The sequence below is a fragment of the Ensifer sp. ENS06 genome, assembly GCF_014852205.1.
In the GTDB taxonomy this organism is placed as follows: Bacteria; Pseudomonadota; Alphaproteobacteria; order Rhizobiales; family Rhizobiaceae; genus Ensifer; species Ensifer adhaerens.
This window is the reverse complement of record NZ_JACVBC010000001.1, coordinates 183,237-208,354: the sequence shown is the minus strand read 5'-3', so window position 1 is coordinate 208,354 and position 25,118 is coordinate 183,237. Positions and strand designations below refer to the sequence as shown.

The window sequence follows — 25,118 nt, the reverse complement described above, 5'->3', positions numbered from 1 at the left end:
GTCCTAAATATCTACGCGCGATCAGGCCGAGAGACCGCCGAACAGCGTCGGCATGTCCAGCGGGCGGAAGCCGTAATGGGTCATCCAGCGAACGTCGGCGTTGAAGAAGTCGCGCAGGTCCGGCATGCCGTATTTCAGCATGGCGATGCGATCGAGGCCCATGCCCCAGGCAAAGCCCTGGTACTCGTCCGGATCAAGCCCGCCGGAGCGCAGCACGTTCGGGTGCACCATGCCGCAGCCGAGGATCTCCATCCAGTCGGTGCCTTCGCCGAATTTCACGATCGGGCCGGAGCGGTCGCACTGGATGTCGACCTCGAAGGAAGGCTCGGTGAAGGGGAAGAAGGACGGGCGGAAGCGCATCGTCACCTGGTCCACCTCGAAGAAGGCCTTGCAGAATTCTTCCAGCACCCAGCGCATATTGGCGACGTTGGCCGCCTTGTCGATGACCAGGCCTTCGACCTGATGGAACATCGGCGAGTGGGTCGCGTCCGAATCCTGGCGGTAGGTCTTGCCGGGGATGATGATGCGGATCGGCGGCTTCTGCGCTTCCATCGTGCGGATCTGCACCGGCGAGGTGTGCGTGCGCAGCACCTTGCGATCGCCGTTCTCATCCGGGTTGAAGAAGAACGTATCGTGCATCTCGCGGGCCGGATGACCTTCGGGGAAGTTCAGCGCCGTGAAGTTGTAGTAGTCGGTCTCGATGTCCGGACCTTCGGCGATCGAGAAGCCCATATCACCGAAGATCGCGGTGATCTCGTCGACGATCTGGCTGATCGGGTGGATGCGGCCCCGCTCGGCGGGCGACGAGCGGACCGGCAGGCTGATATCGACGGTCTCGCGCGCCAGGCGCTCGGCAATCGCCTGGTCCTTCAGCGCCGACTTGCGGGCGGCGATCGCTTCGGCGACCGTGTTCTTCAGCGCGTTGATCTGCGCGCCGCGGGTCTGGCGCTCTTCCGGCGTCATGGTGCCGAGCGTCTTCAGGAGCTCGGAGATCGAGCCCTTCTTGCCGAGCGCGTTGACGCGCACCGCCTCGATCGATCCTTCGTCGCCGGCGGCGTCGATGTCCGCCAGGAGTGTCCGTTCCAGTGTTTCCAGTTCGCTCATTCTGTCCTGCCTCGATGCGGGAATGGGTTCGGTTCTATATCGGTTCTTGTCTTCAGGAATGTGATCGCGTTGCACCCGCCAGATAGTCCGTCGCAGCGATGAAACGGATGATATCGTTGCCCTTGCGGAAGCGCAGGACGAAGCGCGCCAGCGGCAGGAAGCGGATGAAGAGCGGCATGATTTCGGTGAGCGCCCGGCTGGCTTCCGCCGGCGCTGCGCGCCTCCAGGCGGCAAAGGCCGCGGCCGGGGTTTCCGGCTGCACGGCCCGGCTCGCCACCTGCAGGAACAGGAGCCAGAGGTCGCGCGCCTGGGCGGTCGCCAGCGGCATGACGCTCGCAGGCACCTCCTCGAAATCGAGGAAGCCGAATTCGCCGTTGTCGATGATGAAATCGCGCGGATGCGGACGTCCGTGGCAGAGACCTGCGCGGTGCAGGCGCCCGAGTTCCGCAGCGCAGCGCACCAGCAGCTGATCGTGCGCGGCGGCGTCGCTGTTGCGCAGCGGCCCCATATGCTTGCTGACCGGCAGACCAAGATGGGAGAGAACCAGCACCTTCGGCCCACGGTAGACGACCTCGGGCGTCATGAAACCGGCCGCGGAGAAGGTCGCGATCTGGCGAACTTCGCGCTCGATCATGCCCTCGATGTCGAGAAGCGGGGACGGCAACAGCACCGGAAGGCCACAGATCCGCGCGACAAAGGCTTGCGTGCGCAGCCAAAGACGAGGGCCCTGACGACGATAGCGCTTGATCCAGACCATACGATCCTTGAGCTCGCAGCGCTCAACGCGCTCCCGGCCGGCTGCAAGCGCTGCCAGCAGAGACGTCATATCGTCGTCATCAAGCTCCGGGACCGCGCATGGTCCCCTTCGATCGTGGTACACTTTCGTCCCGTAAAACAAGAAAAACCCGCGCCAGCCCTGCCAGCGCGGGTTTCCCAACTAATTTCAAAAACGATTTTGGGAAAACGCTGGCTTAACGAACAGCGCTTTCAAACTCGTTTGCCGTGCCGGCTTCCTTGAGATAGGCGAGCGCCTTCTTGGAAGCTTCGACGAGGGCGCCGAATGCTGCCGGCTCATGGATAGCCATGTCGGACAGAACCTTGCGGTCAACTTCGATGCCAGCCTTGTTCAGGCCGTCGATGAAGCGGCCGTAGGTCAGGCCGAATTCGCGGACGGCAGCGTTGATACGCTGGATCCAGAGAGCGCGGAAGTTGCGCTTGTTGACCTTGCGGTCGCGGTAAGCGAACTGCTTCGAACGGTCAACCGCTGCCTTGGCGGCGCGGATGGTGTTCTTGCGACGGCCATAGAAGCCCTTGGCTGCCTTGAGCGTCTTCTTGTGCTTGGCGTGAGCGGTTACGCCGCGTTTTACACGTGCCATGTCATGATCTCCTTAACGTGTCCAATATGCCTGAAAGTCTTAGAGACCGTTGGGCAGGTAGTTCTTGATGACCTTCTTGCCATCAGGCTCCGCGAGAACCATGGTTCCACGTGCGTCGCGGATGAACTTGTTGGAACGCTTGATCATGCCGTGGCGCTTGCCAGCAGCTGCTGCACGAACCTTGCCGGTCGCGGTGATCTTGAACCGCTTCTTGGCAGACGATTTCGTCTTCATCTTGGGCATTTTGCTACTCCATATGTTCTTAAGAATCGAAACGGACAGACGAGGTCCATTTCCAGCGTTAAGAACGGCCACGGCATGCCCTGCCGGACCGTTCGGACGGGGGCTTATAACCGCACATCCCGAAAAGCGCAACTGGGGAATCGAAAGAGCGGGCTGCAAGCGGCGATCCAGTGCCTTCGGCGCCTGCGCATGCCGCCTTTTTTTTGCGACGACGCATTGCGCCTCAGGTCGGATCGCGCGGACGCCGGCTGCCGCCGCCGACGTCGAAGATCAGCGCGACCTCGAGACCGCCCAGGGCCGACTGCCCGAGCGACATGGTCGCGCCATAGGCCTCCGCTATATCGGCGCTGATCGCCAACCCCAGGCCATTGCCGGAGGCGTGGCCCGGCGCTGCATTGGCACTATGCCCCCCGCGGCGCATCGCCTGCTCGCGGTCGCCCTCGGCAACCCCCGGCCCATCGTCACCGACCGTGATCCGCACGCGCCCGTCGACCACCTCGGCCGATAGCCGGATCCGCGCCCGCGCCCATTTGGCGGCATTGTCGAGCAGATTGCCGAGACATTCGGCAAGGTCGGCCGGGTCGACGTCGAGTGAAATCGACGGATCGATGTCGACCTCCCAGACGACGTCGCGCTCCGCGGTCACGGGACGCAGGACGCTGACCAGCTTGTTGCCGAGATCGGCGAGTAAGGTCGTTGCCATGCGCTCGACGCCCATGCGGGCCGCCTGAAGCTGGCGGTCGGCGCGCTGGCGTACGAGGTCGACCTGTTCGAGCGCGATGTCGCGCTGGTGTTTCGGCAGGCTTTCGGCGAGTTGCGCCAGCACCGTCAGCGGCGTCTTCAGCCCGTGGGCGAGGTCGCTGGCGCGCGCCCGGGCCTGCGCCAGCGCCGTCGCGCGCTCCGCAAGCAGAAGATTGATTTCGCTGACGAGCGGCTGCACCTCACTTGGCCCGGCCAGGCCAAAATCCTTCTCCTCGCCGGACCGGACGCGGGCGGCTCGTTCCCGCAGCCGCACCAGTGGCAGAAGGCCGAGGGCACCCTGCAGGAATGCGGCGCCGGCAAGCACGACGGCCGTCGCCAGCAGCATCAGCCGGATACGGCCGTGAAAGGCGGAAAGAGCGTCATCGAGTTCGCTGCGCGCAAAGCCGGCAGTAACCGCGAAGCGCCTGGCATCCGCGCCTTCGCCAAGCGTCAGGGCCTGGCGGTAGACAAGGATCGGCGCGCCATCCGGCCCCTCCGCTTCGAGGAAGCCCAGGTGGTGCGGCGCCGACGGGCGATCGGCATCGATCACCGTGTCCCACAGGGAGCGCGAACGCAAAGGAGTGCCGCCGTCGCGGTCGAGCTGCCAGTAGCGGCCGCCGGCCGGCAGGCTCAGGCGCGGATCGGCCGGCGCGCGCGGCAGCACCAATTCACCGTTGCGCACCCGCACCTGGGCGGCAACCGTATCGACGAGCGTTGCCATTTCGGCGCGGTAGCGCCCGGCAACGTAGTCGGTAAAAAGCCGGCTCAAGGAGAGCCAGACCACCAGCAGAACCAGGCAGATGGCGACCGATGCGCCGATTGCCAGCCTCAGCCGCAACGAGCGGATCATGCGCCACCGTCCGGCAGGACATAGCCAAATCCACGCCGCGTTTCGATCGCACCGCTCTCCGTCTTCTTGCGCAGACGGGCAATCATCGCTTCCACTGCGTTCTTGGCGGCATCATCGTCGCGGCCCTGAACGTGGCTTGCCAGCTCGAGCGGCGTGACAACCTGCCCCTTGCGCTCCACGAACAGTGCAAGCATGCGGTATTCGAGCGGGCTGAGGTCGAGCGGCAGCCCGTCGAAGGTCACCCGGCGCCCCGCCTCGTCGAGGGTGAAGCGTCCGGCAGCACGCACCGACGCAACACGCGGACCGGCGCGCCGCAGAAGGGCGCGCAGCCGCGCCAGAAGCTCCTCGGCCCGAAAGGGTTTCGGCAGATAGTCGTCCGCCCCGGCATCGAAACCGTCGACGCGCTCCATCCAGGAGCCGCGCGCCGTCAGAACCAGAACCGGCGTCTCCAGCCCCGCCTGCCGCCAACGCTTCAGGATCGACAGCCCGTCCATGCCCGGCAGGCCGAGATCGAGGATGACCAGGGCGTAGTTACCGCTCTCCCCTTGCTCCCAGACATCCGGGCCATGGGTGAGCGTATCGACGCCGTAGCCTTCCGCCTCCAGCCGGCTTGCCACATGGGCCGCGATGTTGGGATCGTCCTCCGCCAGAAGAATCCGCATGTCGTTCCTCTAGAACCCGAAAATGTTCACGAACTTGCCGGTTCGAGCATTGATGCGCAGGTTGCGGATCGTGCCCTGCTCGTCGCGGGTGCGGAGCCGGTAAATCTCGCTGCCACCCGATCGCTTGAGATCGACCGCAATGACCTGGCCGTACCTGTCTTCGTCGACCAGCCGGAGAACCTCCTTCAGCGGCAGGATGTCGCCCTTTTCGACGCCGTCGCGCGCCCGCTCCTGATCGCTCCGACGGATACCGCCGGCACCATCCGGCCCGAGGTCTTCGTCGTCATCATCATCATCGTCTTCGTCGTCATCGTCGTCATCGTCGTTGCCGTGCCCGCCGCCGCCATGCGAGCCACCGTCATCATCGTCGTCGTCATCCTTGGCGAGAGCCGCCATGCCGCCGGGCTGCGGCGCGAGCGAAAGCAGGAGCGAGCAGCAGAAGAGCGCGATCAGGTCTCGTCGTGTCATCGCCATGGCTTCATCCTGTCGCAACTGCTCCTCAGCGTCGGGTCCTTCCAAATGCGTTTGCGCAAGCATCCGCCAGGTGGTTCGTCTGCGGCGACGCCGCGGGCATCGTTCGGGGCGAGCCTATGCCAGCCTTGGCGAGAACGCCAGCGACGCGCATGCCCCCGGCGCCGTTTCGGGCACAGGGGGCATGCGCTTGCCGGGTCAGGCCGCCGGGCGGGCTGGTGACGGCCGACCATCGCTCCGGCGCATGGTGTGGGGCGAATGCGCCGGGCAAATTGTGACCTGATCAGAATGCCGGCCGGATGGAGACGCTGCCGACCGGTCCCGGATTGCGGCGGATATCGCTGTCGTGCGGCTCGACCGTCACGACGCGAACGCCATGTTCGTATTCCACCTCGACCTCGAGCACACGGCCGAGATTGTCGACGGCAACCAGCGAACCATTGCGCAGGCCCCGGAGATTTTCGTCGGTCACCCGCAGTTCAATCTCATGATCATCTCGGGCATCGTCGAAGTCGTCGTCGATGTCGTCGAAGCGGTCATCATCATCGTCGTCGCGATGACCGGGGCCACGATCATCGTCATCGTCTCGATCGTTGTGACGACCGTCGTCCCGATCGTCGTCGCGGTCGTCATTGCCGCCACCACGACCGCCGTTATCGTCACCGTCATCGTCATCGTCGGCGAGCGCCATGGTCGAGAAGGGATGCGACGCTCCGGTGGCAACGAGGGAAGCGCCAATCGGCGCCGAAACGAGGCCGCAGACGGCGACCGTAGAAACGAGCAAGGCCTTGCGCAGTACTGAAGTCATGATCTCGGCTCCTTCTCCCGATGCGATGCGGAGAGAATGGCACGGGACGCCTGACAGCTCGCTGAGGGCGATTGTCAGCATTCTGTCAGCAAAGCCCGAAGGATCCCGCAAACGAAAAAAAGCCGCCCGGAGGCGGCTTTCGTCATCTCGACGGATGGGCGGCACGCGCTTAGCGCGGCGCGAGAACCATCATCATCTGGCGGCCTTCGAGCTTCGGCTCGGCTTCCACCTTGGCAATCGCCTGGGTGTCGTCCTTGACCTGCAGCAGAAGCTTCATGCCGAGTTCCTGGTGGGCCATTTCGCGACCGCGGAACTTCAGCGTGACCTTGACCTTGTCGCCGTCCTCGAAGAACCGGTTCATCGCCCGCATCTTCACGTCATAATCGTGCGTGTCGATGTTGGGACGCATCTTGATTTCTTTGATTTCGACGATCTTCTGCTTCTTGCGCGCTTCGGCCGCCTTCTTCTGGTTGGCGAACTTCAGCTTGCCAAGATCGAGGATCTTGCACACCGGCGGTTCGGAGTTCGGCGCGATTTCCACCAGATCAAGACCGGCTTCCTCCGCCATACGGAGCGCCTGGTCGATCGGGACGGCGCCGATGTTCTGGCCTTCGGCGTCGATAAGCTGAACCCGGGGCACCCGGATTTCCTTGTTTGAGCGCGGCCCCTCCTTGACGGGGGCGTCCGCTTTGAACGGTCTGCGAATGGTCGTACTCTCCTCGAGCTATTTCGAAAAATGTTGTTTAATTCGTTCGCCGGCGCGATCCCAAACGAAGCGCCTGAATCTGTCACCGACGGCAATGTGTGAATTGCGACGGGAGAGTCAATAGCACGGCTTGCAAGGAAAATCACCACCTGTCGATAGCAAGACGAATCTGTTTTAGAAAGAAAATCGCCAGCGAAACGGGCCTTTGGAGAGAATTTGCATGCAGGATACGCCAGCCGAGACGGAAATCAGCTTCATCGAGGTCGGCGCAGCGGAGGCCGCGCGCAAGATCGCGATGCGCGTGCGGCACGCCGACAAGCCGACGGATGGACAGCCGACGCTGGTCTGGCTCGGCGGCTACCGCTCGGACATGACCGGCACCAAGGCGGTCGAAGTCGAGCGCTATGCCATGGAACGGGGGGCTAGCTGCGTGCGCTTCGATTATTCCGGCCATGGCTCCTCCGGCGGCGCCTTCACCGACGGCACGATCTCGCGCTGGCTGGAAGAAAGCCTCGCCGTCATCGATCAGGCGGCACCGGGGCGCGTGGTGCTGATCGGTTCGTCGATGGGCGGCTGGATTGCCTTGCGGGTCATCCAGGAGCTCAGGCGCCGGGGCGACGGAAACCGGCTCGCCGGTCTCGTCCTGATCGCGCCGGCACCCGACTTTACCGCCGAACTGATCGAGCCCAACCTGACGGAGGCCGAGTGGGCCTCGCTTTCAGAACGCGGCTATTTCGAGGAGCCTTCCGAATACAGCCCCGAGCCGAACATCTTTACCCGCGCGCTCATCGAGGACGGCCGGGCCAACCGGGTGCTCGACGGCACGATCTCCACCGGCTGCCCGGTGCACATCCTGCAGGGCATGCGCGACCCCGATGTCCCCTACTCCCACGCCCTGCGGCTGATGGAGCACCTGCCCGCCGACGACGTCGTCATGACGCTCATTCGCGATGGCGACCATCGCCTCTCGCGTGAAGAAGACATTGCTAAAATGAAACAGGCGATCGGCACGATGCTCGCCTGAGCCCATGCCGCAATAGCCCTTCCTTTTCGACCGAACCTCAAGGACAAAACCCGTCCTGTGCCGCAGATCCCCTGCGGCGCAACGGTTCGCGTGCACCCCGCTCCGGTTTTAACCATAAAGTCCGATGCCCCGATTCCGGAGATTGACTCCGCAGCCCCGACGTTATTAACTCTTTATTAACGATTAGAGCAGCGCCGGGGACGAACCCAAACAAGCTGCCTTCAACTCAGGATTGCGCGAATGGGTCCGGACAAAGAGCGTCCGGCATACCGCGCCGCAGGGGACTTGTATGGCGTCTTGGACTGGGGTTAAGGGAAGTATCGCGGCGTTCTGCGCACTTTTCATTTCAGCAAACACGGCAATCCCCGCACAGGCGGGATCGCCTCCCTGGATGCAGACCGGCTCCGCGACCTCGCAGCCGATCGGCCACTACGAATTCTGCCAGAAGTACAAGAGCGAGTGCAACGTACGCTCCAAGGGAACCGTCGCTGCGCGTGTGACCGAACGAGGCTGGGCAACGATCCGGCAGGTGAACGCGGCGGTCAACCGCGAGATCACGCCGATGACCGACCTGGAACTGCACGGCCGGGACGAAGTCTGGTCCTATCCGGACGGCGCCGGCGACTGCGAAGACTTCGTGCTCGAAAAGCGCAAGCGCCTGATGAGCAGGGGCTTCTCGGCAAGCGACCTGTTGATCACCGTGGTGCGCAAGCCTGACGGCGAAGGCCATGCGGTTCTGACCGTTCGCACCTCGCAGGGCGACTTCATCCTCGATAACCTCGAAAACGGCGTCAAGCTCTGGACCAACACGCCCTACCGCTACCTGAAGCGCCAGGCGTCGAACCACAGCGGCCGCTGGGTCACCATCCAGAACGGCGCGGAAGTCCTCGTCGGCTCGGTTGGCAACTGACCTCAAGACAACACGAAGAGTTTCAAAAAAGGGCCGGTCGAACCGGCCCTTTTTCGTATCTCCCGCTCGCCCGTCAGGCGTTGCCGATCAGGATGCCGGCCGCGAGCACCAGACCGCCGCCGAGCACCACCTGGAAAGCGGCCCTGAGGAACGGCGTTTCCATGTAGCGGTTCTGGATGAAGGCGATCGCCCAAAGCTCGACGAAGACGATTACCGCTGCAGTCGCGGTCGCCGTCCAGAAATGCGGGATCAGATAGGGCAGCGCATGGCCGAGACCGCCGAGCGCGGTCATGATGCCGGAGGCAAGGCCGCGCTTGATCGGTGAGCCGCGACCGGAAAGCTTGCCGTCATCATGGGCGGCTTCGGTGAAGCCCATGGAGATGCCAGCGCCGACGGAGGCCGAGAGACCGACAAGGAAGGTCTGCCAGGTATCCTGGGTGGCAAACGCAGCGGCGAAGATCGGGGCCAGCGTCGAGACCGAGCCGTCCATCAGGCCGGCGAGACCGGGCTGAACGTAAGTGAGGATGAACTGGCGGCGCGCGGTCTGGTCCTCCTCGGCGCGCACGTCCTCAGGCGTGTGCTCTTCGCCAAGCCGACGGGCGAGCGATTCATGCGACTTTTCGGCGATCGCGAGATCGCCGAGCAGTTTGCGGGTGGCGGCATCCTGGGTTCTGGTGGCGGCCTCGACATAGAAGCGGTGCGCTGCTTCCTCCATCGCTTCGGCCTCCTCGCGCGCCTTTTCGATCGGCATTTCGGCAATCAGCCAGTCAGGCTTGCGCTCGGGGAAGTCGCGCACATGTTCGCGCCGGATCAGCGGGATGCGGTTGCCGAAGCGTTGGACGTGCAGATCGATCAACCATTGTCTGTGGTGGCTTTCCTCCTCCGCCATCTCCTCGAACACTTTTGCCGAGTGGGGGTACTGCGCCCGAAGCGCATCCGCATAGGCGAGATAGATGCGCCCGTCGTCCTCCTCGGAGGAGATGGCGAGCGCCAGGATTTCCTGTTCGCTGAGAGACAAAAACGGGCGTTTGGAACGGGAGAAGAGACGGGAAAACATTGGGAGAAAACCTTCTTTAGAATAGTTCTAAAATAGAAACGCGGAATCGCACCGTCAAGCCCAAAGCTATGCAATCATGTAACAATCGCTCGACAGAGTGTCGCGGCTCGGCCACCATGCCCGCCAGTTTCGAATCCCCATCCCCTCCCCGGAGCGATCGCCTCGATGAGGACCATCTATCCACTTTCCGAAAGCAAGGACACGCTGCTCGATCGTCTCGGCGCCAGGCTCGCCGCACGCCTGCAGGCGCAGACGTCGGGCTACGAGCCCTACACGCCATCCGATCAGGAAACGCTGGCGCGCACGCTGCGCCCGGGCGACATTCTCCTGATCGAAGGCAACCAGAAGGTTTCGGCAGCGATCAAGTATCTGACGCAATCGACCTGGTCGCATGCCGCCTTCTTTGCCGGTGACCAGATGCCGCTGACGCTCGATCAGGCGACACTGCCCGTCATCGAGCGGCCGCAACTGATCGAGGTAAACATCGGCGAGGGCTGCGTTGCCGTGCCGTTGAAGAAATACGCCTCGTTCAACACCCGCATCTGCCGGCCTATCGCGCTGACGCCGGATGATCGCACAGCACTCGTCGGCTTCATGATCTCGAGGCTCGGGATGAAATACGACCTGAAGAACATTTTGGACATGCTGCGCTATTTCATGCCGACGCCGCCGGTTCCGGTGCGCTGGCGGCGGCGCCTGCTTGCCTTCGGTTCCGGCGACCCGACGCGCGCGATCTGCTCGACGCTGATTGCGGCCGCCTTCGAGCAGATCCGCTATCCGATCCTGCCCGAGGTTACCCGCGCGCCCGGACGGGCGTCCGCGACCTCGACCTATTCACGCGAGGAGATCCTGCATATCCGCCATCATTCGCTCTACACGCCCAGGGATTTCGACCTCTCGCCGTTCTTCGCGATCGTGAAGCCGACGCTGGAGTTCGGCTTCGACTACAAGCGATTACGCTGGCAAGGTGACGGAGAACACCCGTTCAAAGGTTGAGAGCGAGCGCCTGTTCGCGGGCCATGTAATCGCGCTGGCGGTCGGTGATGTAGTCGCGAACGATCGGCGCCGCATCACGCGAGCGCGACAGCTGCATGTGGAAGACAAGCTGGCTGCCGGTGCGGAACATCATCTCGGCACTGATCAGATAGAACTCCCACATGCGGGCAAAGCGCTCGTCGTATAGCGCGATCACCTTGTCGCGGTTCGCGTCGAAGCGCGCGCCCCAATGGGCAAGCGTCGTCGCGTAGTGCACCCGCAGGAATTCGAGATCGCTGACCCAGAGGCTGTTGCGCTCGACGACCTCGAAGACCTCCGACAGTGCCGGCGAATAGGCGCCCGGGAAGATGTACTTGCGAAGCCACGAGCTCGCCATGCCGGGCGGGCTCATGTGGCCGATCGAATGCAGCACCGCCAGGCCGTCGTCCGGCATCAGCGCGTTCAGCTTCTTGAAGAACTCGTCATAGTGATGGACGCCGACATGTTCGAACATCCCGACCGAGACGATGCGGTCGAACGGCCCCTGCACATCGCGATAGTCCTTGAGCTCGAAACGCACCCGGTCCGACAGGCCCGCCTTGCGCGCCCGTTCGGTGGCAAGCGCCTGCTGCTCCTTGGAAAGCGTGACGCCGAGCACCTGAACATCCGCCAGCTGCGCCAAGTACATCGCGAGATCGCCCCAGCCGCAGCCAATATCCAGCACCTTCATGCCGGGCTCCAGGCAAAGCTTGGAGGCAAGCAACCTCAGCTTGTTGCGCTGCGCCGTCTCGAGCGTCTCGTTGGGCTCGCGGAAGTAGGCGCAGGAGTAGAGCATGTTCTCGTCGAGGAACAGCTTGTAGAACTCGTTGCCGAGATCGTAGTGATGCGCGACGTTCTGCTGGGCCTTGCCCTTGGGGTTGGCCTGCTGACGCTTGCGGAAACGCATTTTTACCGCGCGCAGCAACTTCTGGATCGGGTAGGAGCCGAGCGACAGGCGGTTGATCGAAAACAGCGTCAGGAAATCGCGGAGGGTGGAGCCCTCCTCGAAGCGCATGGTGCCGTCCATATAGGCTTCGCCGGCGGCCAGTTCGGCATTGAAGACGAGGCTGCGATAAAGCTTCTTGTCGGTGAGACGCATCGTCACTTCCGGTCCTGGCGTCCCGGAATAAACGTGCCTCTTGCCATCGGCATCGATCACCGTCAGGCGACCCTTGCGAATGAACGACTTCATCATATGCGACAATGGGAACATGCAGGCCCTCTCGTGACACGTCGTATCGGCGCCGCATCCTAGCACCCGTTTTTCGAAATGCGCCCCTTAAATTTCTGGTTGCTCATGCGGTCTGCCCGAAACGAAAACGGGGACGGCAACCTTCGCTGCCGTCCCCGTCCAAACTGACCTGGTCGATGCCTCAGTCCTTGGCGCGCTCGACGTAGGAGCCGTCTTCCGTCGCGATGATGACGCGGGTGCCGGCCTGGATATGCGGCGGAACCAGCGTGCGGACGCCGTTCGACAGAATGGCCGGCTTGTAGGACGACGAAGCCGTCTGGCCCTTGACGACCGGCTCGGTCTCGGTGATTTCGAGCGTCACGTGGCGCGGCAGGTCGATGGCGATCGCCAGGCCTTCGTGGATCGAAAGAATGACGGCCATGCCTTCCTGCAGGTAGGCCTTGAGATCGCCGATGTCCTCGGTGGTCATGACCAGCTGGTCATAGCTTTCCGGGTTCATGAAGTGGAAGCCTTCGGCATCTTCATAGAGGAAGGTGTGCTCGCGGTCTTCGACGAAGGCGCGCTCGACCTGTTCGGTCGTGCGGTAGCGTTCGGAGACCTTCACGCCGTCGGAAATGCGGCGCATGTCGACCTGGGTGACCGGCGTGCCCTTGCCCGGGTGGAAGTTCTGGGCGGTAAGCACGACATAGAGCTTGCCGTCGACGTCGAGAACGTTGCCCTTACGGACAGATGAAGCGATGACCTTGACCATTAGTCTTCCTTGTAACAGAGGTATGCGCGACACCGCGGGCCGGAAACACGGGCCCTGAAGGACGCGGAAAGAAGGATTTCGCGCCGCCACTACCCTAATTTCGCGCAAATAGCCAGCCTGAGCCGGTATCTGCACGAAGAAAGCCTGGACTGAACCGATCATGTCGCATGCCTCACCCTGGTGGACACCCGATGTCCATGCCGACCGGCGCCCGTTTCTTCTCGGCCGCAACCGGATCCAATCGGTATTGCGCCGGTTCTTCGAGACACGCGACTTCATCGAGGTCGACACCGCGACCCTGCAGGTCTCGCCCGGCAACGAGGCGCACCTGCATGCCTTCGCGACCGAGGCGCTCAACCACGACGGAACCGGCCATCCGCTCTATCTGCACACCTCGCCGGAATTTGCCTGCAAGAAGCTGCTGGCCGCCGGCGAAGAGCGCATCGCCTGCTTTGCCCATGTCTACCGCAATCGCGAGCGCGGGCCGCTTCATCACCCCGAGTTCACCATGCTCGAATGGTACCGCGCCGGCGAAAGCTACGAGGCGCTGATGCGCGACTGCGCCGAGATCCTGGCGCTTGCGGCGGAAACCACCGGCACCAAGCAGTTTATTTTCCAGGGGCAGGCCTGCGATCCCTTCGCCGCTCCGGAGCGCCTCAGCGTGGCGGACGCCTTCGAGCGCTTTGCCGGCATCGACCTGCTGGCATCGATCGCCGCCAATGGCGAAACCGACCGCGACCATCTGGCTGCCACGATGGCCGCAGCCGGCCTTCGGGTCGCCCATGACGACACCTGGGCCGATCTTTTCAGCCGGGTGCTCGTCGAAAAGGTCGAGCCGCACCTCGGCTTCGGCCGCGCGACGATCCTCGACGAATATCCGACGGCCGAGGCGGCACTGGCGCGTCCTGCCGCACGCGACCCTCGCGTTGCCGAACGCTTCGAGCTCTATGCCTGCGGCGTTGAGCTTGCCAATGCCTTCGGCGAGCTGACGGATGCGCCGGAACAACGGCGTCGCTTCGAGATGGAGATGGCGGAGAAGGCCCGCGTCTATGGCGAGACCTATCCGCTCGACGAGGATTTTCTTGCAGCACTTGCCTTCATGCCCGAGGCAAGCGGCATCGCGCTCGGCTTCGACCGGTTGGTGATGCTCGCAACCGGAGCCTCGCGCATCGACCAGGTGCTCTGGGCGCCAGTGGCGGAGACACGAGCGTGAACGCGCACCGCCCGATCAAGACCGCACGCGAACTGGTCGAAACAGGCCTCATCGACAGCGCCAAGGAGGCGGCGGTTGCCGCCGTTGCCGAGCGTTATGCCGTTGCGATCAGCGCCGCCATCACCGGTCTCATCGATCCCAACGACCCCAATGACCCGATTGCACGGCAGTTCGTGCCGGATGCCGCCGAGTTGACCCTGCTGCCCGAAGAGCGCGAGGACCCGATCGGCGACAAGCCGCACAGTCCCGTGACCGGCATCGTCCACCGTTATCCCGACCGGGTGCTCCTGAAGGCCGTGCATGTCTGCCCGGTCTATTGCCGCTTCTGCTTCCGCCGCGAAATGGTCGGGCCCCAGGGGCTTGGCACGCTGACGCCAGCCGAACTCGATGCCGCGATCGCCTATATCGCAAGCCACGAGGAAATCTGGGAGGTGATCCTCACCGGCGGCGATCCGCTGGTACTGTCCCCGCGGCGGCTCGCCGAACTCATGGAACGGCTGAAGCCGATCCCGCATGTAAAGGTCGTCCGCTTCCACACCCGCGTGCCCGTGGTCGAGCCGGCGCGCATCGACGCCGGCCTGATCGCGGCACTCAAAGCCAGCGGCAAGGCGACCTATGTGGCGCTGCATGCCAACCACCCGCGCGAGCTGACGGACGAGGCACGTGCCGCCTCTGCCCGCCTGATCGATGCCGGCATCGTCATGATCAGCCAATCGGTGCTCTTGAGGGGCGTCAACGACGATGCCGAGGTACTTGCCAGCCTGATGCGCGCCTTCGTCGAAACGCGGATCAAGCCCTACTACCTGCACCACCCGGATCTCGCCCCCGGCACCAGCCATTTTCGCCTGACGATCGAGGAAGGCCAGGCGCTGGTTGCCGCCCTGCGCGGCCGCGTCTCCGGCCTCTGCCAGCCGACCTATATCCTCGACATTCCCGGCGGGCACGGCAAGGCGGTGATCAGCGCTGCCTCAATCGCGGACGAGGGCGGCGGCTGCTACACCGTCACGGATTTTCGCGGTGGCGAGCACAGCTACCCACCGAAAGCCTGATGCACGGCGAGAAATCGCGACTCTCCAAATTATTGAAACTTCTTCAAAATAATCAGCTCATGCATTTTTCTTCGCGTCCTGCGAGAAAAATCATCGTGCCCGCGTCACAGCTGTCCGGCGTCGATCGTCAATTGGTCATAGGCACCACGACAACGATGGAGTTGAGACCATGACCGATACCAAGGCCGTCCGCTACGAACAGGAAATCTCCGATGTGCTCGGCGCGCTCGCCGACGTGCACAAGACCATGGACCTGCACGGGCTCGACCGCACGATCCACAATCTCGTGCAGCTGCGCGCCTCGCAGATCAACCGCTGCGGCTTCTGCGTGAAGATGCACACCAAGGAATCCCGCACCGAGGGCGAGAGCAACGAGCGGCTCGACCGCATCATCGTCTGGGACCAGGTCAATGATTTCACGCCGCGCGAGAAGGCAGCGCTTGCCTGGACCGAAGCTCTGACCGAACTCGAGCCGCGCACCGACTTTGCGCCGCTTCGCGCCGAGCTGCGCCAGCATTTCAGCGAAAAGGAGATCAGCGTCATCACCGCGACGGTGGCGATGATCAACCTTTGGAACCGCATCCAGATCTCGAGGCACTGACATGAACGACCGGCAGCACATGCAGATCTTCGAGGAGGCGCGCCCGCGCCTTCTCGGCCTTGCCTACCGCATCCTCGGCTCGCGTGCCGATGCGGAAGATGCGGTGCAGGATACGTTCCTGAAATGGCAGGAGGTCGACCGGACAACGATCGAAACGCCGGCGGCGTGGCTGACGACTGCCTGCACGCGGCGCTGCCTCGACCTCCTGAAGGCGGCGCACCGCAAGCGCATCGATTATGTCGGCGCTTGGCTGCCGGAGCCGATCCATACGGCGAGCGATGACAATGCCGAGGAGAAGCTGGCGCTGACATCCTCACTGACGACGGCCTTCCTGCTGATGCTCGAACGGCTCACACCGAAGGAGCGCGCCGCCTATCTGCTGCACGAGATCTTCGGCCAGCCCTATGAGGAAGTGGCCGAAACGCTCGACATGCAGGAAACCGCCGCCCGCAAGCTGGTGTCGCGCGCCAAGACCAATATCGGGCTCGAAAAAGCCCGGCACCAGACGCCGCGTGAGCGACAGGACGAACTGCTTTCGGCCTTCCACCAGGCAATCCACGGCGGCAATGTCGCTAGCCTCTCGGCCCTGCTTTCGGCCGATGTGAAGCTGACAGCCGACGGCGGCGGCAAGGTGGCGACCGTGCTCGGAGTGCTCTCGGGCAAGGAGACGGTGCTCGCCTTTATCATCGATCGGCTTACCGAATACTGGTCGCATTACGTCTGGGAAATCGGCGACATCAATGGCGGCCGCGGCATCGTGCTTCGAGACGAAGCGAAAAACGAGATCGCGGCAACCGTCGCCTTCGGCTATGACGGCGACGGAAACGTCAACGACATCTTCATCATGCGCAACCCGGACAAGCTCACGCATTTCGGCGAGGCTGCGCTCCACTGATACTGGCGGCATCGCCCTTGCAAACGTGATCCTCCCCACAGGCCAGGCCGGCCGCACGTTTTCGGCAATACCGCTGCATGAGGTACTGACATGCTCGAAAAAACATCCGCAGCCCACCAGGAAACCGGCTGGCGCGCGCTTTTGACCGGCGGAAACGCCGTGCATTCGCTGGTGCTCAGCGGCGGCGTCGCGCTGCACGCGCTCAACATCTACGTCGTGACGACGATCATGCCGTCGATCGTGCGCGAGATCGGCGGGCTCGAATATTACGCCTGGAGCACGACCGTCTTCGTCGCCGCCTCGATCCTCGGCGCGGCCCTGTCGGCCCGGCTGCTTGGTGCCGTCGGCGCCGGCGGCGCTTATGCGATCGGTGCGCTGGTCTTCGGGCTGGGCACACTCCTCTGCGCTGCGGCCCCCTCGATGGCGATGCTGCTCGCCGGCCGCGCGATCCAGGGTTTCGGCGGCGGGCTGCTCTATGCGCTTGCCTATGGCGTGATCCGTGAGGTCTTCCGGCCGGAGCTCTGGACCCGCGCCATCGGCCTGATTTCGGCCACCTGGGGTACGGCGACGCTGGTCGGCCCGGCGATCGGCGGCATGTTCGCGGAGTTTTCCACCTGGCGCGTCGCCTTCTGGTCGCTCTTGCCGCTGACGGCGCTGCTGGCGACCCTCGCCTTCTCGACCTTGCCGCGCAAGACTGCCGGCGAAGGCGCACGCACGCCGCTTCCCTTGGTGCAACTGGCACTGCTCGTCGCCATCGTGCTCGCGCTTTCCATCGCCAGCACGCTGACCACGGCGGTGGAGCAGGTAGGCTGCGTCGGCGCGGCGATCCTCATGTTCCTGGCACTGCTCGTCGTCGAGAAACGGGCGACAGGCAAGCTGCTCCCCTCCGGCAGTTTCACCCCGACCTCCCCGCTGGCAGCCCTTTATGCTACGATCACCCTGCTGATGGTCGGCCTGCAGCCGGAAATCTATGTGCCGTACCTCCTGCAGGAGCTGCACGGATTGTCGCCGCTGGTAGCCGGCTACATTGCGGCGCTGATGTCGATCGGCTGGACCGCCGGGTCGATGACAAGCGCCCACTGGCATGGGGAAAGGGCAAAGCAGACGATCTTTGCCGGCCCGGCCTTCGGCTTTGTCGGCCTGGCACTGATTGCGCTGTTCATGCCGATGGCAGGATCGGAATTCATGGTGATCGCCGCGCCGCTCAGCCTCGGCATCATGGCGGTCGGCTTCGGCATGGGCTTTGCCTGGCCGCACATTGTGACGGCCGTCTATGAATTTGCGCCGGAAGGCGAAGCGGAGAAGGCGTCGAGCTCGATTACCACGGTCCAGCTCTTCGCCGCAGCACTCGGCGCGGCGCTGGCCGGGCTTACCGCCAATCTCGCCGGCATCGAAACGCCGTCGACGGAAGGCGTGGCGATGGCGACACGCTGGCTCTTCTGGCTGTTTGCGCTGATGCCGGCGCTGGCCGTTCTGACAGCCGGACGAGTCTGGCGGGCGCGCCGAACGGCGAAATAGGCGCCTTTGCGGGCCTTCCCCGGGGTGGAGGGCCTGCAAAATGCAAGCTGTGCGGCGGGGTGCATCACGCCCTTGGGAGGAGAGGATGGAAGCCGAGGAGATCGGCCTTCACGGCGTACGGGAGACCTTGCTGGTCACGCTCCAGGCCAAGGCCGCAGAGAGCGCGTTCCCGGATTCCCTGCTCAACGATCACTTTGCCGCCGATCTCATGCGGCGGCTCGCCGGCAGGCCGAAACCGCCCGATGCCGGCCACGACATGACGATCGGCATTGCCGTGCGCGCCCATATGCTCGACCGCTGGGCGCGCGCCTTTATCGGGCGCCACCCGGACGCAATCGTGCTCAACCTCGGCTGCGGTCTCGACACACGTATATTGCGGCTCGATCCGCCCGCGTCCATCGGCTGGTTCGATGTCGACTTTCCCGATGTGATCGCCTTGCGGCGACAGCTTTTCCCGGCGCGCGCCGGCTGCACGACGATCGCCTCCTCGATAACGGAGCGTGAGTGGATCGACCTCGTTCCGGCGGACCGCCCGGCGATCGTCGTCGCCGAGGGCGTGTTTCCCTATCTCTCAGAACACGAGGTCCGCGACGTCTTGCGACGGCTGACCTCCTGTCTTGCCGGCGGGGAAATCGTCTTCGACGCCTACAGCCATCTCGGTATCGAGCTTTTGCGGCTGAGCCCATCGCTGCGGGCAACGGGGGCGGAGCTTCGCTGGGGGCTGGAAAACGCGCAAACGCTGGAACGCGACGTGCCCGGGCTGACGTTGCTCGACGAGATCAGCGAGTATGATTCAGGCCAGGTCGCACGCCTGTCGCCGATGGCGCGGATAGCGGCGCATGTCGTCAGCGCCCTGCCGATGCTGCGCCGGATGGGCCGCCTGTTGCGCTACCGTTTCTAGCCCGGCAAGGCATGAAAAGGGCCGCGCCTTGCGGCGCAGCCCCTTCGATTGCAAGCGGTCGCTTTCGGCCGATCAGGCCTTGATCGGCGCGATCGAGATTTCGACGCGGCGGTTCTGCGCGCGGCCGGCTTCGCTTCCGTTGGACGCGATCGGACGCTCCTTGCCGTAGCCCATGGCCGACATGCGGCGCTGGTCGACGCCCTGGCCCGCCAGGTAGTTGGCGACCGAAGCGGCGCGGCGCTCGGAGAGGCCCTGGTTGTAGGAGGCGCTGCCAGTCGCGTCGGTGTGGCCATCGACGTCGATCATCGTCTTGTTGAACTTGCGCAGCACGATCGCCACCGAGTTCAGCGTGTCGTAGAAGGCCGGGATCACCTGGTCGCGGTCGGTCGCGAACGTGATGTTGGACGGCATGATGCGGTCGCCGGCGCGGGTGACCGAAACGCCGGTGCCCTGTAGCTGGGCGCGCAGCTCGGCTTCCTGGTTGTCCATGTAGTTGCCGATCAGGCCGCCGCCGAGACCGCCGATTGCGGCGCCGACGAGTGCGGAGTCACGCCGTCCTGCGGCACTGCCGCCAACCAGCAGACCGGTCGCCGCGCCGAGGCCTGCGCCGATCAGCGCGCCACCGGCCGTGTTCGACATCTTCTGCTCGCCCGTATAGGGATCGGTGGTGGTGCATCCCGAAAGATAGATGGCCGCGACAGCCAGAATGGCGCATTTCTTGATCATGGAATCAGTTGTCCCCATTGGTGCTCGAAGTTGCTTCATACTAGCGATTGCGGCAGGAAGATGAAGAGGCGTCCCATTCACGCCAAGGTTTACCGGCAAATCCAGCTTCGCCAGCGGCCGGCGTGGCCGTCAGGGCACACAATAACCGATCCTTCACACGCTCTTGATAGGACGGGCACCAAAGAAAAGAGAGGCAAGCTCCAATGGCAATCGAGTTCGGCGACACGCAACGCAGTCTCAGCGACACGCTCAACGGCATGATTGCCTCGATCCGCGGCGAGACGATCACGCTACGCGAGCTGATGACGGAAATCGGCGAACAGGGCTTCCTGCTGCTGTGTGCCCTGCTGACTCTGCCGTTCCTGCTGCCGGTGTCGATCCCCGGCGTCAGCACCGTCTTCGGCGCAGCGATCATCCTGATTTCCGTATCGGTCACGCTCAATCGCCTGCCGTGGATGCCGCAGCGCATTCTCGATCGCCGGATCGAGACCGAGAAGCTGGTGCCGACGCTGCAGAAAGGCGCGAATCTCGTTTCCAAGCTCGATCGTTACGTCCGTCCGCGTCTCGGTTTCCTGACGCAGGGCGCGCTGATGAACCGCTTCAACGGCCTGATGATCATGGCCGGCGGCATTCTCCTGATGTTCCCGCTCGGCCTGATCCCGCTGTCGAACACGCTGCCGGGGATCGCGATCCTCTTACTCTCGCTCGGTATCATTCAGCGCGACGGACTGATGGTGGCCGGGGGCTATCTCTTCCTGATCGCGACCACGGTCTACTTCACCGTGCTTGCCTATATGGCCTTTGCCGCCGGTCAGGGCCTGTCGTCGTTCTTCGTCTCCTGACACCTCATCAGGCGTGTGGATCGGCCCGGCCAACTGCCGGGCCTTTTCGTTCTGACCATCTGTGGCACGCAATTCCGGACCGAAACCGCTGTACACGTTTCCTGGAATTGCTCTAGGCAGCCAGACCGCCGAAAGCCCGGTAGCTGGCAAAGTCGGTGCGGATGCCGAGCATCTTCATCAGCGCCTCGCGATCGAGGCCGAGCTGGCGGTCGAACTCGACAAGCGCGGCTGCGACCTTCGGCGCGACGTCAGCATTGGCGAATTCGATCATGGTGATGAAGTCAAACTGGCCAGGACCGGCGTGCTGCTCCAGGAACAGGTCCTTCACATATCCGTCCTGCTTGCGGATGACGGCCAGCGTCTTGTCGACCAGCTCGACGAACTGCGGCCGCGCTTCCGCCGGCACGGTGTATTTGTTGATGCGGTAAAGCGGCGCCACGCTATTTGATTGACTGCTCATAGCTCTTTTCCTCTCATCTCTTTTTGAACGAGAGCAGTCGTACGACCTCAAGTATAGTTGAGGTCAATAGCGGCAAAACGCTTTTCCGATGACGGAATCCTAGCCGGAAATACCTCTCAGCACGTTGGCGACGTTGAGGCCGATTTCCGGCACGCCGTAGCCCCCCTCCATGCAGACGACGACCGGCAGGCCGGTGCGCCGCAACGCCTCGCCCATGCGCAGATAGTCTTCGGACTTCAGCTGGAAGAACGAGATCGGGTCGCGCTCGAAGGTATCGACGCCGAGCGAGACGACCAGGGCTTCGGCACCGAAGGCCTCGATGCGCGAGAGCGCGTCGGCCATGGCGCCCGACCAGGCATCAAACAGGGTGCCGCGCGGCAGCGGATAGTTTTTCGTCGTGCCGAGCCCGGCACCGGCACCCTCCTCGTCGGCAAAGCCGAGGAAATGCGGGAAGGCCTCGACCGGGTCGCCATGCAGCGAGGCGAAGTAAACGTCGCCGCGTTCGTAGAAAATATCCTGAGTGCCGTTGCCATGGTGGAAATCGACATCGAGCACGGCGACCTTCTGGGCACCATGATCCCGCAAGCGCTGGGCGGCGCAAGCAGCATTGTTGATGAAGGAATAGCCGCCATAGAGATCGATCGCCGCATGATGGCCGGGCGGGCGGCAGAGCGCGAAGGCGGCACGGCTCCCGGTGTGGATGTGGTCGGCCGCCGAGATGGCGCAATCCATCGCCGCGCGGGCGGCGGCGTAGGTACCCTCAGTGATCGCCGTTTCCGCGGCGAAGGAATAGTAACCGAGCGCGCCGTCGATATCCCTCGGCGGATGCTGGCGCATGCGCCGCGCCGGGAAGCAGGCCGGGATCGCCTCCCCCCTGTAGCCATCAGCGACCCAGCGCGACCAGGCGGTTTCGAGGAAGTCGAGGTAATCGGGCGCGTGCAGCTTGAGAGCGACATCGAGACCGTGACGCTCGGGTGCCACGACATCAAGGAAACCCGCTTCCTTCACCGCCGCCAGGATCCATTCGGCGCGGAACGGCGCCTCGAAAGGCGGCACGAGTTCGCCGCCGAAAAGTTCGGTCTTGGCGTCGCGGAGCTTGTGGTCTTCGGAGTAGTAGATGCGCATGGGGTATCCTGTTCGGGTGCGACTGGCGGGCGTGGGCAACCTACGACAGGAGCCGGGCTGCTGGCTATCTCGGCGCGCGCCCTCATCCGGCCTGCCGACCACCTTCTCCCTGCAAGCGGGGCGACGGAGACGCGCGGCACCCGCTCGCTTCAACAACAGCACCGTTGAAGGGCGATGGCTTCGCCCGACAGCTTTGCGAACTGGCACGTCCCCTCTCCGCGCCTGTGGGGAGAGGGTTAGGGTGAGGGGCGATTGCGCCGATCGAAGACCATTCGCTAGGCCGCAATCCGCTTGTAGAAGAATGTCGTGGCGCAGAGGCCGCCTTCCGGCCACATCGCATAGTCGGGGATGACGCCGACGCGCTCCCAGCCCAGGCGCGGATAGATCGCCTCGGCCTCGCTGCCGGTCGCGGTGTCGAGCACCAGCAGCGTCTTGCCGCGGGCTGCCGCCTCGCGCTCGACCGCGTCCATCAGCCGGCGTGCCAGCCCTTTGCCGCGGGCGTCGCGATGCACCAGCAGCTTCTTCAGATCGCCGCGGTGCGGCTGGTTCGGCATCTGCGCGACACCGACCTGCACGGTGCCGAGGATGCGGCCTGCAACCTCGGCCACCACCAGCAACGTCTCGCCGCCCGCAACCGCCTCGGCGACGCCGCGCCAGTAGGCAAGCGCGCTCTCGGGCGGATAGGGCTGCATGAAGCCGACCGAGGCGCCACCCTCGACGCAATCGGACAGCACCTCGGCGAGCGCAGGGATGGCGGCCAGCGCTTCATTCGCAGACAGCAGGCGGATCTGAATATCGGACATGGTCAAACCTTGGTGCGGCAGAGGATGACGGCGTAGTGAGCCGGCTCATCGTGGGGGTTGTAAAAGATGTGTCCCGCCTCCAGCCCCATGAACAGGCAATCGCCTGGCTCGAGCGAATGGAAGCCGGATTCGGTCGTCATTTCGAGCCGCCCGGAAAAGAGCCAGAGGTGCTGGGTAATGCCGCGATCGGAGGGTTGCCTCTCGAAGACGACACGGGCACCGGGCGGAAACTCGACCTCGACGATATCGATCGGCGAGCCAAGACCATCCGGCGAGACGGAGCGGCGCAGATAGCCGGATTCCGGATCGCGCCAGAGCCGCTGGTCGGCGCGCCTGGCAAGTGGTGAAGCTCCCTCGGCGTCAAAGGCAAAGAGCGCTGAAAGCGTGGTTGAGAGCGCGCTGCAGAGCTTGGCAAGAAGCTGGGCGGTCGGGCTCGCCTCGCCTCGCTCGATGCGCGAAATCATCGCCCGGCTGACACCGGAACTTGCAGCAAGCTCGTCGAGCGTCAGGTTCTGTTGCGTCCGCAGCGTGCGAATGCGCTCGCCGATGGCATGTTCGAGGGGATCGGTGACGTTTTCCATTATTTGAGATTGCATTTCTCATATAGTGGAGTCAAGACTGCGAAAGACCGAAAATACAGGCATGCGATGCCGCTTTGGCGACAGCGCAACAAGGGTATTCCGGCTAAGGTGGCAGCTTCGGACGCAGAAACGAGAAAAGCTTTCACTTCAATACTTTAGACAGCCCTCATCCATCACGCCAGCGCACCCGCACGGGCGGCCTCATCGACAGGTTGGACATGACAAAGCAGCCCTCCTCGCTGACCTCGATCGCCAGTATCGTCGCCTCGATGACGGCGGTGGCGATCGGCAACGGCATGATGCTCGCCTATGTGCCCTTCGCGCTGACGCGCTCGGACGCGCCGGACTGGGTGCCGGGTGCTGCGGTCACGATGATCGCCTTCGGCGGGCTGATCGGCTGCGTCATCGCCGGACCGATGATCCGTCGTGTCGGCCATGCGCGCGCCTTCTCCTGCTCGATGGCGCTCGTCATCCTCTCGGCGCTGACGATCGCGCTCGGCATGCATCCGCTCTTGTGGGTACTGGCCCGCGGGCTTTATGGCGCGTCCGGCAACACCAATTTCATCATCGCCCAAAGCTGGCTCAACCATGCGAGCGAAAACCACTGGCGCGGCAAGGCGATGGCGCTGTTCTACATGGCCTATGTCATCGGGCTCGGCACCGGCGCCTGGCTGTTCGGACAGATCCCGGCCGACGGCAACCTGCCGCCGCTCGTCACCATCTTCTTCACAGCGCTCGCGCTCTTGCCGATCGGGCTGACGCGGCTGCCGACGCCACCGCCGCCGGCCAAAGTGAGCATCGACATCCCGATGGTCTGGCGCAATTCCCCCGTCGCCTTCATCGGCGTGCTTGCCGCCGGCGGCCTTTCGATGGTGGTGCAGGGCTTCACGCCGATCTATGCGGCCGCCAACAATGTCAGTCAGAGCGACGTCGCCAATCTGATGTTCGTCATGCAATTCGGCCTCATCGCCATCCAGTATCCGATGGGAACATTGTCGGACCGGATCGACCGGCGCCTGGTGTTGATCGGCACGTGCCTGTTGATCCTTGCTGCCGGCTTCTTCGCGCTTTCGGCGTCGTTCAGCAATCTGCTCCTTCTGATGCTGGTCTTCGCGCTCTTTGCCGGCGCGGTCGAGACCGTCTATTCGATCGCCAATGCGCATGCCAACGACCGCACGGATCCCGCCGATTTCGTGCCGCTTGCCAGCACCATGCTGGTCGCCTGGTCGATTGCTGCGACCGTCGTGCCGATGCTGGTGACGCTGCTGACACCGGTGTTCGGGCAGCGCACGTTCATCTATGCGGCGATGGCCGTTGCCGCGCTTTATGCCTTCTTCGTGCTGCTCAGGTTGCGCAAACGTGATGAGGTGCCGGCGGCCGAGCGCGAGAGCTTCGAGATCAGGAGCGCGCAGGTGCCCAATGCCGGCGCGCTCGTCGATGCGGAAGCGGGGGCCGAATAGGCCGATTTATAGTGAACGAAGCCTTCATTTCCCGC

The 25,118-nt window shown here is 63.8% G+C and carries 29 protein-coding genes; 12 read left to right on the top strand and 17 right to left on the bottom strand.

The genetic code is table 11. The features are described 5' to 3' along the window. Positions 1-21: 21 nt before the first annotated feature. From pheS to IB279_RS01025, 8 genes are all read right to left on the bottom strand, one after another. Positions 22-1,104 (bottom strand): phenylalanine--tRNA ligase subunit alpha, encoded by a 1,083-nt coding sequence (gene pheS, locus IB279_RS01060; RefSeq protein ID WP_029742442.1) that lies wholly within the window; start codon positions 1,102-1,104, stop codon positions 22-24. Positions 1,105-1,156: 52 nt separating this feature from the next. Beyond that, positions 1,157-1,930: a hypothetical protein gene (locus IB279_RS01055; protein WP_051659681.1), complete on the bottom strand. Its 774-nt coding sequence runs from the start codon at positions 1,928-1,930 to the stop codon at positions 1,157-1,159. Between the two features lie 145 nt (positions 1,931-2,075). Beyond that, a complete protein-coding gene (gene rplT / locus IB279_RS01050) occupies positions 2,076-2,480 on the bottom strand; it encodes a 50S ribosomal protein L20 (protein ID WP_029742440.1) in 405 nt (134 codons plus the stop codon). A gap of 39 nt (positions 2,481-2,519) precedes the next feature. Continuing rightward, entirely contained in the window at positions 2,520-2,723 is a 204-nt protein-coding gene (gene rpmI, locus IB279_RS01045) for a 50S ribosomal protein L35 (RefSeq protein ID WP_025425550.1), read from the bottom strand. A gap of 223 nt (positions 2,724-2,946) precedes the next feature. Next, positions 2,947-4,314, bottom strand: a complete 1,368-nt coding sequence (locus IB279_RS01040) for a sensor histidine kinase (protein ID WP_113186875.1) — start codon at positions 4,312-4,314, stop codon at positions 2,947-2,949. Beyond that, positions 4,311-4,976, bottom strand: coding sequence for a response regulator transcription factor (locus IB279_RS01035; protein ID WP_034804661.1), 666 nt, complete (start codon positions 4,974-4,976; stop codon positions 4,311-4,313). The genes IB279_RS01040 and IB279_RS01035 overlap by 4 nt, the downstream gene beginning before the upstream one ends. A gap of 9 nt (positions 4,977-4,985) precedes the next feature. After that, positions 4,986-5,450 (bottom strand): PepSY domain-containing protein, encoded by a 465-nt coding sequence (locus tag IB279_RS01030; protein WP_234824393.1) that lies wholly within the window; start codon positions 5,448-5,450, stop codon positions 4,986-4,988. A gap of 280 nt (positions 5,451-5,730) precedes the next feature. Continuing rightward, entirely contained in the window at positions 5,731-5,919 is a 189-nt protein-coding gene (locus tag IB279_RS01025) for a hypothetical protein (RefSeq protein ID WP_029742436.1), read from the bottom strand. A 15-nt stretch (positions 5,920-5,934) separates the two neighbouring features. Between IB279_RS01025 and IB279_RS01020 the strand changes: the two genes are divergently transcribed. Continuing rightward, positions 5,935-6,249, top strand: coding sequence for a hypothetical protein (locus IB279_RS01020; RefSeq protein ID WP_034804662.1), 315 nt, complete (start codon positions 5,935-5,937; stop codon positions 6,247-6,249). Between the two features lie 175 nt (positions 6,250-6,424). On the opposite strand, the gene infC is transcribed toward IB279_RS01020, so the two are convergent. Then, the gene (gene infC / locus IB279_RS01015; RefSeq protein WP_034804663.1) at positions 6,425-6,961 is read right to left on the bottom strand and encodes a translation initiation factor IF-3; all 537 of its coding nucleotides are present in this window, start codon (positions 6,959-6,961) and stop codon (positions 6,425-6,427) included. 220 nt (positions 6,962-7,181) lie between these two features. On the opposite strand from infC, the gene IB279_RS01010 reads away from it, so the two are divergent. Continuing rightward, positions 7,182-7,985 carry a carboxylesterase gene (locus IB279_RS01010; RefSeq protein ID WP_113186876.1) on the top strand — a complete coding sequence of 268 codons (804 nt, stop codon included), beginning with the start codon at positions 7,182-7,184 and terminating at the stop codon, positions 7,983-7,985. A gap of 289 nt (positions 7,986-8,274) precedes the next feature. Then, positions 8,275-8,895 carry a transglutaminase-like cysteine peptidase gene (locus IB279_RS01005; protein ID WP_029742432.1) on the top strand — a complete coding sequence of 207 codons (621 nt, stop codon included), beginning with the start codon at positions 8,275-8,277 and terminating at the stop codon, positions 8,893-8,895. Between the two features lie 73 nt (positions 8,896-8,968). Here the strand turns inward: IB279_RS01005 and mbfA are convergent, their stop codons facing one another. Then, positions 8,969-9,952 carry an iron exporter MbfA gene (gene mbfA / locus IB279_RS01000; protein WP_029742431.1) on the bottom strand — a complete coding sequence of 328 codons (984 nt, stop codon included), beginning with the start codon at positions 9,950-9,952 and terminating at the stop codon, positions 8,969-8,971. 165 nt (positions 9,953-10,117) lie between these two features. Between mbfA and IB279_RS00995 the strand changes: the two genes are divergently transcribed. Further along, a complete protein-coding gene (locus IB279_RS00995) occupies positions 10,118-10,948 on the top strand; it encodes a lipo-like protein (RefSeq protein ID WP_060580593.1) in 831 nt (276 codons plus the stop codon). Here IB279_RS00995 and IB279_RS00990 read toward each other — a convergent pair. After that, entirely contained in the window at positions 10,938-12,179 is a 1,242-nt protein-coding gene (locus IB279_RS00990; RefSeq protein ID WP_029742429.1) for a cyclopropane-fatty-acyl-phospholipid synthase family protein, read from the bottom strand. The two genes, IB279_RS00995 and IB279_RS00990, sit on opposite strands and share 11 nt — an antisense overlap. A 160-nt stretch (positions 12,180-12,339) precedes the next feature. After that, a complete protein-coding gene (gene efp / locus IB279_RS00985) occupies positions 12,340-12,909 on the bottom strand; it encodes an elongation factor P (protein WP_029742428.1) in 570 nt (189 codons plus the stop codon). Positions 12,910-13,069: 160 nt separating this feature from the next. Here efp and epmA point away from each other — a divergent pair, with 160 nt between their 5' ends. From epmA to IB279_RS00955, 6 genes are all read left to right on the top strand, one after another. Beyond that, complete coding sequence (gene epmA, locus IB279_RS00980) at positions 13,070-14,122, top strand: EF-P lysine aminoacylase EpmA (RefSeq protein ID WP_113186877.1); 1,053 nt, start codon at positions 13,070-13,072, stop codon at positions 14,120-14,122. Further along, a complete protein-coding gene (locus tag IB279_RS00975) occupies positions 14,119-15,171 on the top strand; it encodes a lysine-2,3-aminomutase-like protein (RefSeq protein WP_113186878.1) in 1,053 nt (350 codons plus the stop codon). The genes epmA and IB279_RS00975 overlap by 4 nt, the downstream gene beginning before the upstream one ends. A gap of 169 nt (positions 15,172-15,340) precedes the next feature. Then, positions 15,341-15,772, top strand: a complete 432-nt coding sequence (locus tag IB279_RS00970; RefSeq protein WP_034804671.1) for a carboxymuconolactone decarboxylase family protein — start codon at positions 15,341-15,343, stop codon at positions 15,770-15,772. Position 15,773: 1 nt separating this feature from the next. Further along, positions 15,774-16,667: an RNA polymerase sigma factor SigJ gene (sigJ, locus tag IB279_RS00965; RefSeq protein WP_034804673.1), complete on the top strand. Its 894-nt coding sequence runs from the start codon at positions 15,774-15,776 to the stop codon at positions 16,665-16,667. Positions 16,668-16,757: 90 nt separating this feature from the next. Next, complete coding sequence (locus IB279_RS00960) at positions 16,758-18,185, top strand: MFS transporter (RefSeq protein ID WP_113186879.1); 1,428 nt, start codon at positions 16,758-16,760, stop codon at positions 18,183-18,185. Between the two features lie 85 nt (positions 18,186-18,270). Further along, on the top strand, positions 18,271-19,086 hold the full coding sequence (locus IB279_RS00955; RefSeq protein WP_113186880.1) for a class I SAM-dependent methyltransferase: 816 nt from the start codon (positions 18,271-18,273) through the stop codon (positions 19,084-19,086). 72 nt (positions 19,087-19,158) lie between these two features. On the opposite strand, the gene IB279_RS00950 is transcribed toward IB279_RS00955, so the two are convergent. Beyond that, a complete protein-coding gene (locus IB279_RS00950; RefSeq protein ID WP_192338940.1) occupies positions 19,159-19,812 on the bottom strand; it encodes an OmpA family protein in 654 nt (217 codons plus the stop codon). Between the two features lie 203 nt (positions 19,813-20,015). Between IB279_RS00950 and IB279_RS00945 the strand changes: the two genes are divergently transcribed. Then, complete coding sequence (locus tag IB279_RS00945; RefSeq protein WP_029742420.1) at positions 20,016-20,654, top strand: exopolysaccharide biosynthesis protein; 639 nt, start codon at positions 20,016-20,018, stop codon at positions 20,652-20,654. A 112-nt stretch (positions 20,655-20,766) separates the two neighbouring features. Here the strand turns inward: IB279_RS00945 and IB279_RS00940 are convergent, their stop codons facing one another. The 4 genes from IB279_RS00940 to IB279_RS00925 all read right to left on the bottom strand — a co-directional run bounded on the left by IB279_RS00940 (position 20,767) and on the right by IB279_RS00925 (position 23,623). After that, positions 20,767-21,114, bottom strand: coding sequence for a hypothetical protein (locus IB279_RS00940; protein WP_029742419.1), 348 nt, complete (start codon positions 21,112-21,114; stop codon positions 20,767-20,769). Positions 21,115-21,213: 99 nt separating this feature from the next. Beyond that, positions 21,214-22,239, bottom strand: coding sequence for a histone deacetylase family protein (locus IB279_RS00935; RefSeq protein WP_060580588.1), 1,026 nt, complete (start codon positions 22,237-22,239; stop codon positions 21,214-21,216). A 275-nt stretch (positions 22,240-22,514) separates the two neighbouring features. After that, a complete protein-coding gene (locus IB279_RS00930; RefSeq protein WP_113186881.1) occupies positions 22,515-23,042 on the bottom strand; it encodes a GNAT family N-acetyltransferase in 528 nt (175 codons plus the stop codon). 2 nt (positions 23,043-23,044) lie between these two features. After that, complete coding sequence (locus tag IB279_RS00925) at positions 23,045-23,623, bottom strand: helix-turn-helix domain-containing protein (RefSeq protein WP_029742416.1); 579 nt, start codon at positions 23,621-23,623, stop codon at positions 23,045-23,047. A 218-nt stretch (positions 23,624-23,841) separates the two neighbouring features. Between IB279_RS00925 and IB279_RS00920 the strand changes: the two genes are divergently transcribed. Next, on the top strand, positions 23,842-25,083 hold the full coding sequence (locus tag IB279_RS00920) for an MFS transporter (RefSeq protein WP_029742415.1): 1,242 nt from the start codon (positions 23,842-23,844) through the stop codon (positions 25,081-25,083). Positions 25,084-25,118: the final 35 nt, after the last annotated feature.

What these genes read in the sequence shown, in the direction of transcription:
- pheS (WP_029742442.1), bottom strand. Translation starts at nt 1,104, where the DNA reads ATGAGCGAACTGGAAACACTGGAACGGACACTCCTGGCGGACATCGAC.
- IB279_RS01055 (WP_051659681.1), bottom strand. Translation starts at nt 1,930, where the DNA reads ATGACGTCTCTGCTGGCAGCGCTTGCAGCCGGCCGGGAGCGCGTTGAG.
- rplT (WP_029742440.1), bottom strand. Translation starts at nt 2,480, where the DNA reads ATGGCACGTGTAAAACGCGGCGTAACCGCTCACGCCAAGCACAAGAAG.
- rpmI (WP_025425550.1), bottom strand. Translation starts at nt 2,723, where the DNA reads ATGCCCAAGATGAAGACGAAATCGTCTGCCAAGAAGCGGTTCAAGATC.
- IB279_RS01040 (WP_113186875.1), bottom strand. Translation starts at nt 4,314, where the DNA reads ATGATCCGCTCGTTGCGGCTGAGGCTGGCAATCGGCGCATCGGTCGCC.
- IB279_RS01035 (WP_034804661.1), bottom strand. Translation starts at nt 4,976, where the DNA reads ATGCGGATTCTTCTGGCGGAGGACGATCCCAACATCGCGGCCCATGTG.
- IB279_RS01030 (WP_234824393.1), bottom strand. Translation starts at nt 5,450, where the DNA reads ATGGCGATGACACGACGAGACCTGATCGCGCTCTTCTGCTGCTCGCTC.
- IB279_RS01020 (WP_034804662.1), top strand. Translation starts at nt 5,935, where the DNA reads ATGATCATCTCGGGCATCGTCGAAGTCGTCGTCGATGTCGTCGAAGCG.
- IB279_RS01010 (WP_113186876.1), top strand. Translation starts at nt 7,182, where the DNA reads ATGCAGGATACGCCAGCCGAGACGGAAATCAGCTTCATCGAGGTCGGC.
- IB279_RS01005 (WP_029742432.1), top strand. Translation starts at nt 8,275, where the DNA reads ATGGCGTCTTGGACTGGGGTTAAGGGAAGTATCGCGGCGTTCTGCGCA.
- mbfA (WP_029742431.1), bottom strand. Translation starts at nt 9,952, where the DNA reads ATGTTTTCCCGTCTCTTCTCCCGTTCCAAACGCCCGTTTTTGTCTCTC.
- IB279_RS00995 (WP_060580593.1), top strand. Translation starts at nt 10,118, where the DNA reads ATGAGGACCATCTATCCACTTTCCGAAAGCAAGGACACGCTGCTCGAT.
- IB279_RS00990 (WP_029742429.1), bottom strand. Translation starts at nt 12,179, where the DNA reads ATGTTCCCATTGTCGCATATGATGAAGTCGTTCATTCGCAAGGGTCGC.
- efp (WP_029742428.1), bottom strand. Translation starts at nt 12,909, where the DNA reads ATGGTCAAGGTCATCGCTTCATCTGTCCGTAAGGGCAACGTTCTCGAC.
- epmA (WP_113186877.1), top strand. Translation starts at nt 13,070, where the DNA reads ATGTCGCATGCCTCACCCTGGTGGACACCCGATGTCCATGCCGACCGG.
- IB279_RS00970 (WP_034804671.1), top strand. Translation starts at nt 15,341, where the DNA reads ATGACCGATACCAAGGCCGTCCGCTACGAACAGGAAATCTCCGATGTG.
- sigJ (WP_034804673.1), top strand. Translation starts at nt 15,774, where the DNA reads ATGAACGACCGGCAGCACATGCAGATCTTCGAGGAGGCGCGCCCGCGC.
- IB279_RS00960 (WP_113186879.1), top strand. Translation starts at nt 16,758, where the DNA reads ATGCTCGAAAAAACATCCGCAGCCCACCAGGAAACCGGCTGGCGCGCG.
- IB279_RS00955 (WP_113186880.1), top strand. Translation starts at nt 18,271, where the DNA reads ATGGAAGCCGAGGAGATCGGCCTTCACGGCGTACGGGAGACCTTGCTG.
- IB279_RS00950 (WP_192338940.1), bottom strand. Translation starts at nt 19,812, where the DNA reads ATGATCAAGAAATGCGCCATTCTGGCTGTCGCGGCCATCTATCTTTCG.
- IB279_RS00945 (WP_029742420.1), top strand. Translation starts at nt 20,016, where the DNA reads ATGGCAATCGAGTTCGGCGACACGCAACGCAGTCTCAGCGACACGCTC.
- IB279_RS00940 (WP_029742419.1), bottom strand. Translation starts at nt 21,114, where the DNA reads ATGAGCAGTCAATCAAATAGCGTGGCGCCGCTTTACCGCATCAACAAA.
- IB279_RS00935 (WP_060580588.1), bottom strand. Translation starts at nt 22,239, where the DNA reads ATGCGCATCTACTACTCCGAAGACCACAAGCTCCGCGACGCCAAGACC.
- IB279_RS00930 (WP_113186881.1), bottom strand. Translation starts at nt 23,042, where the DNA reads ATGTCCGATATTCAGATCCGCCTGCTGTCTGCGAATGAAGCGCTGGCC.
- IB279_RS00925 (WP_029742416.1), bottom strand. Translation starts at nt 23,623, where the DNA reads ATGGAAAACGTCACCGATCCCCTCGAACATGCCATCGGCGAGCGCATT.
- IB279_RS00920 (WP_029742415.1), top strand. Translation starts at nt 23,842, where the DNA reads ATGACAAAGCAGCCCTCCTCGCTGACCTCGATCGCCAGTATCGTCGCC.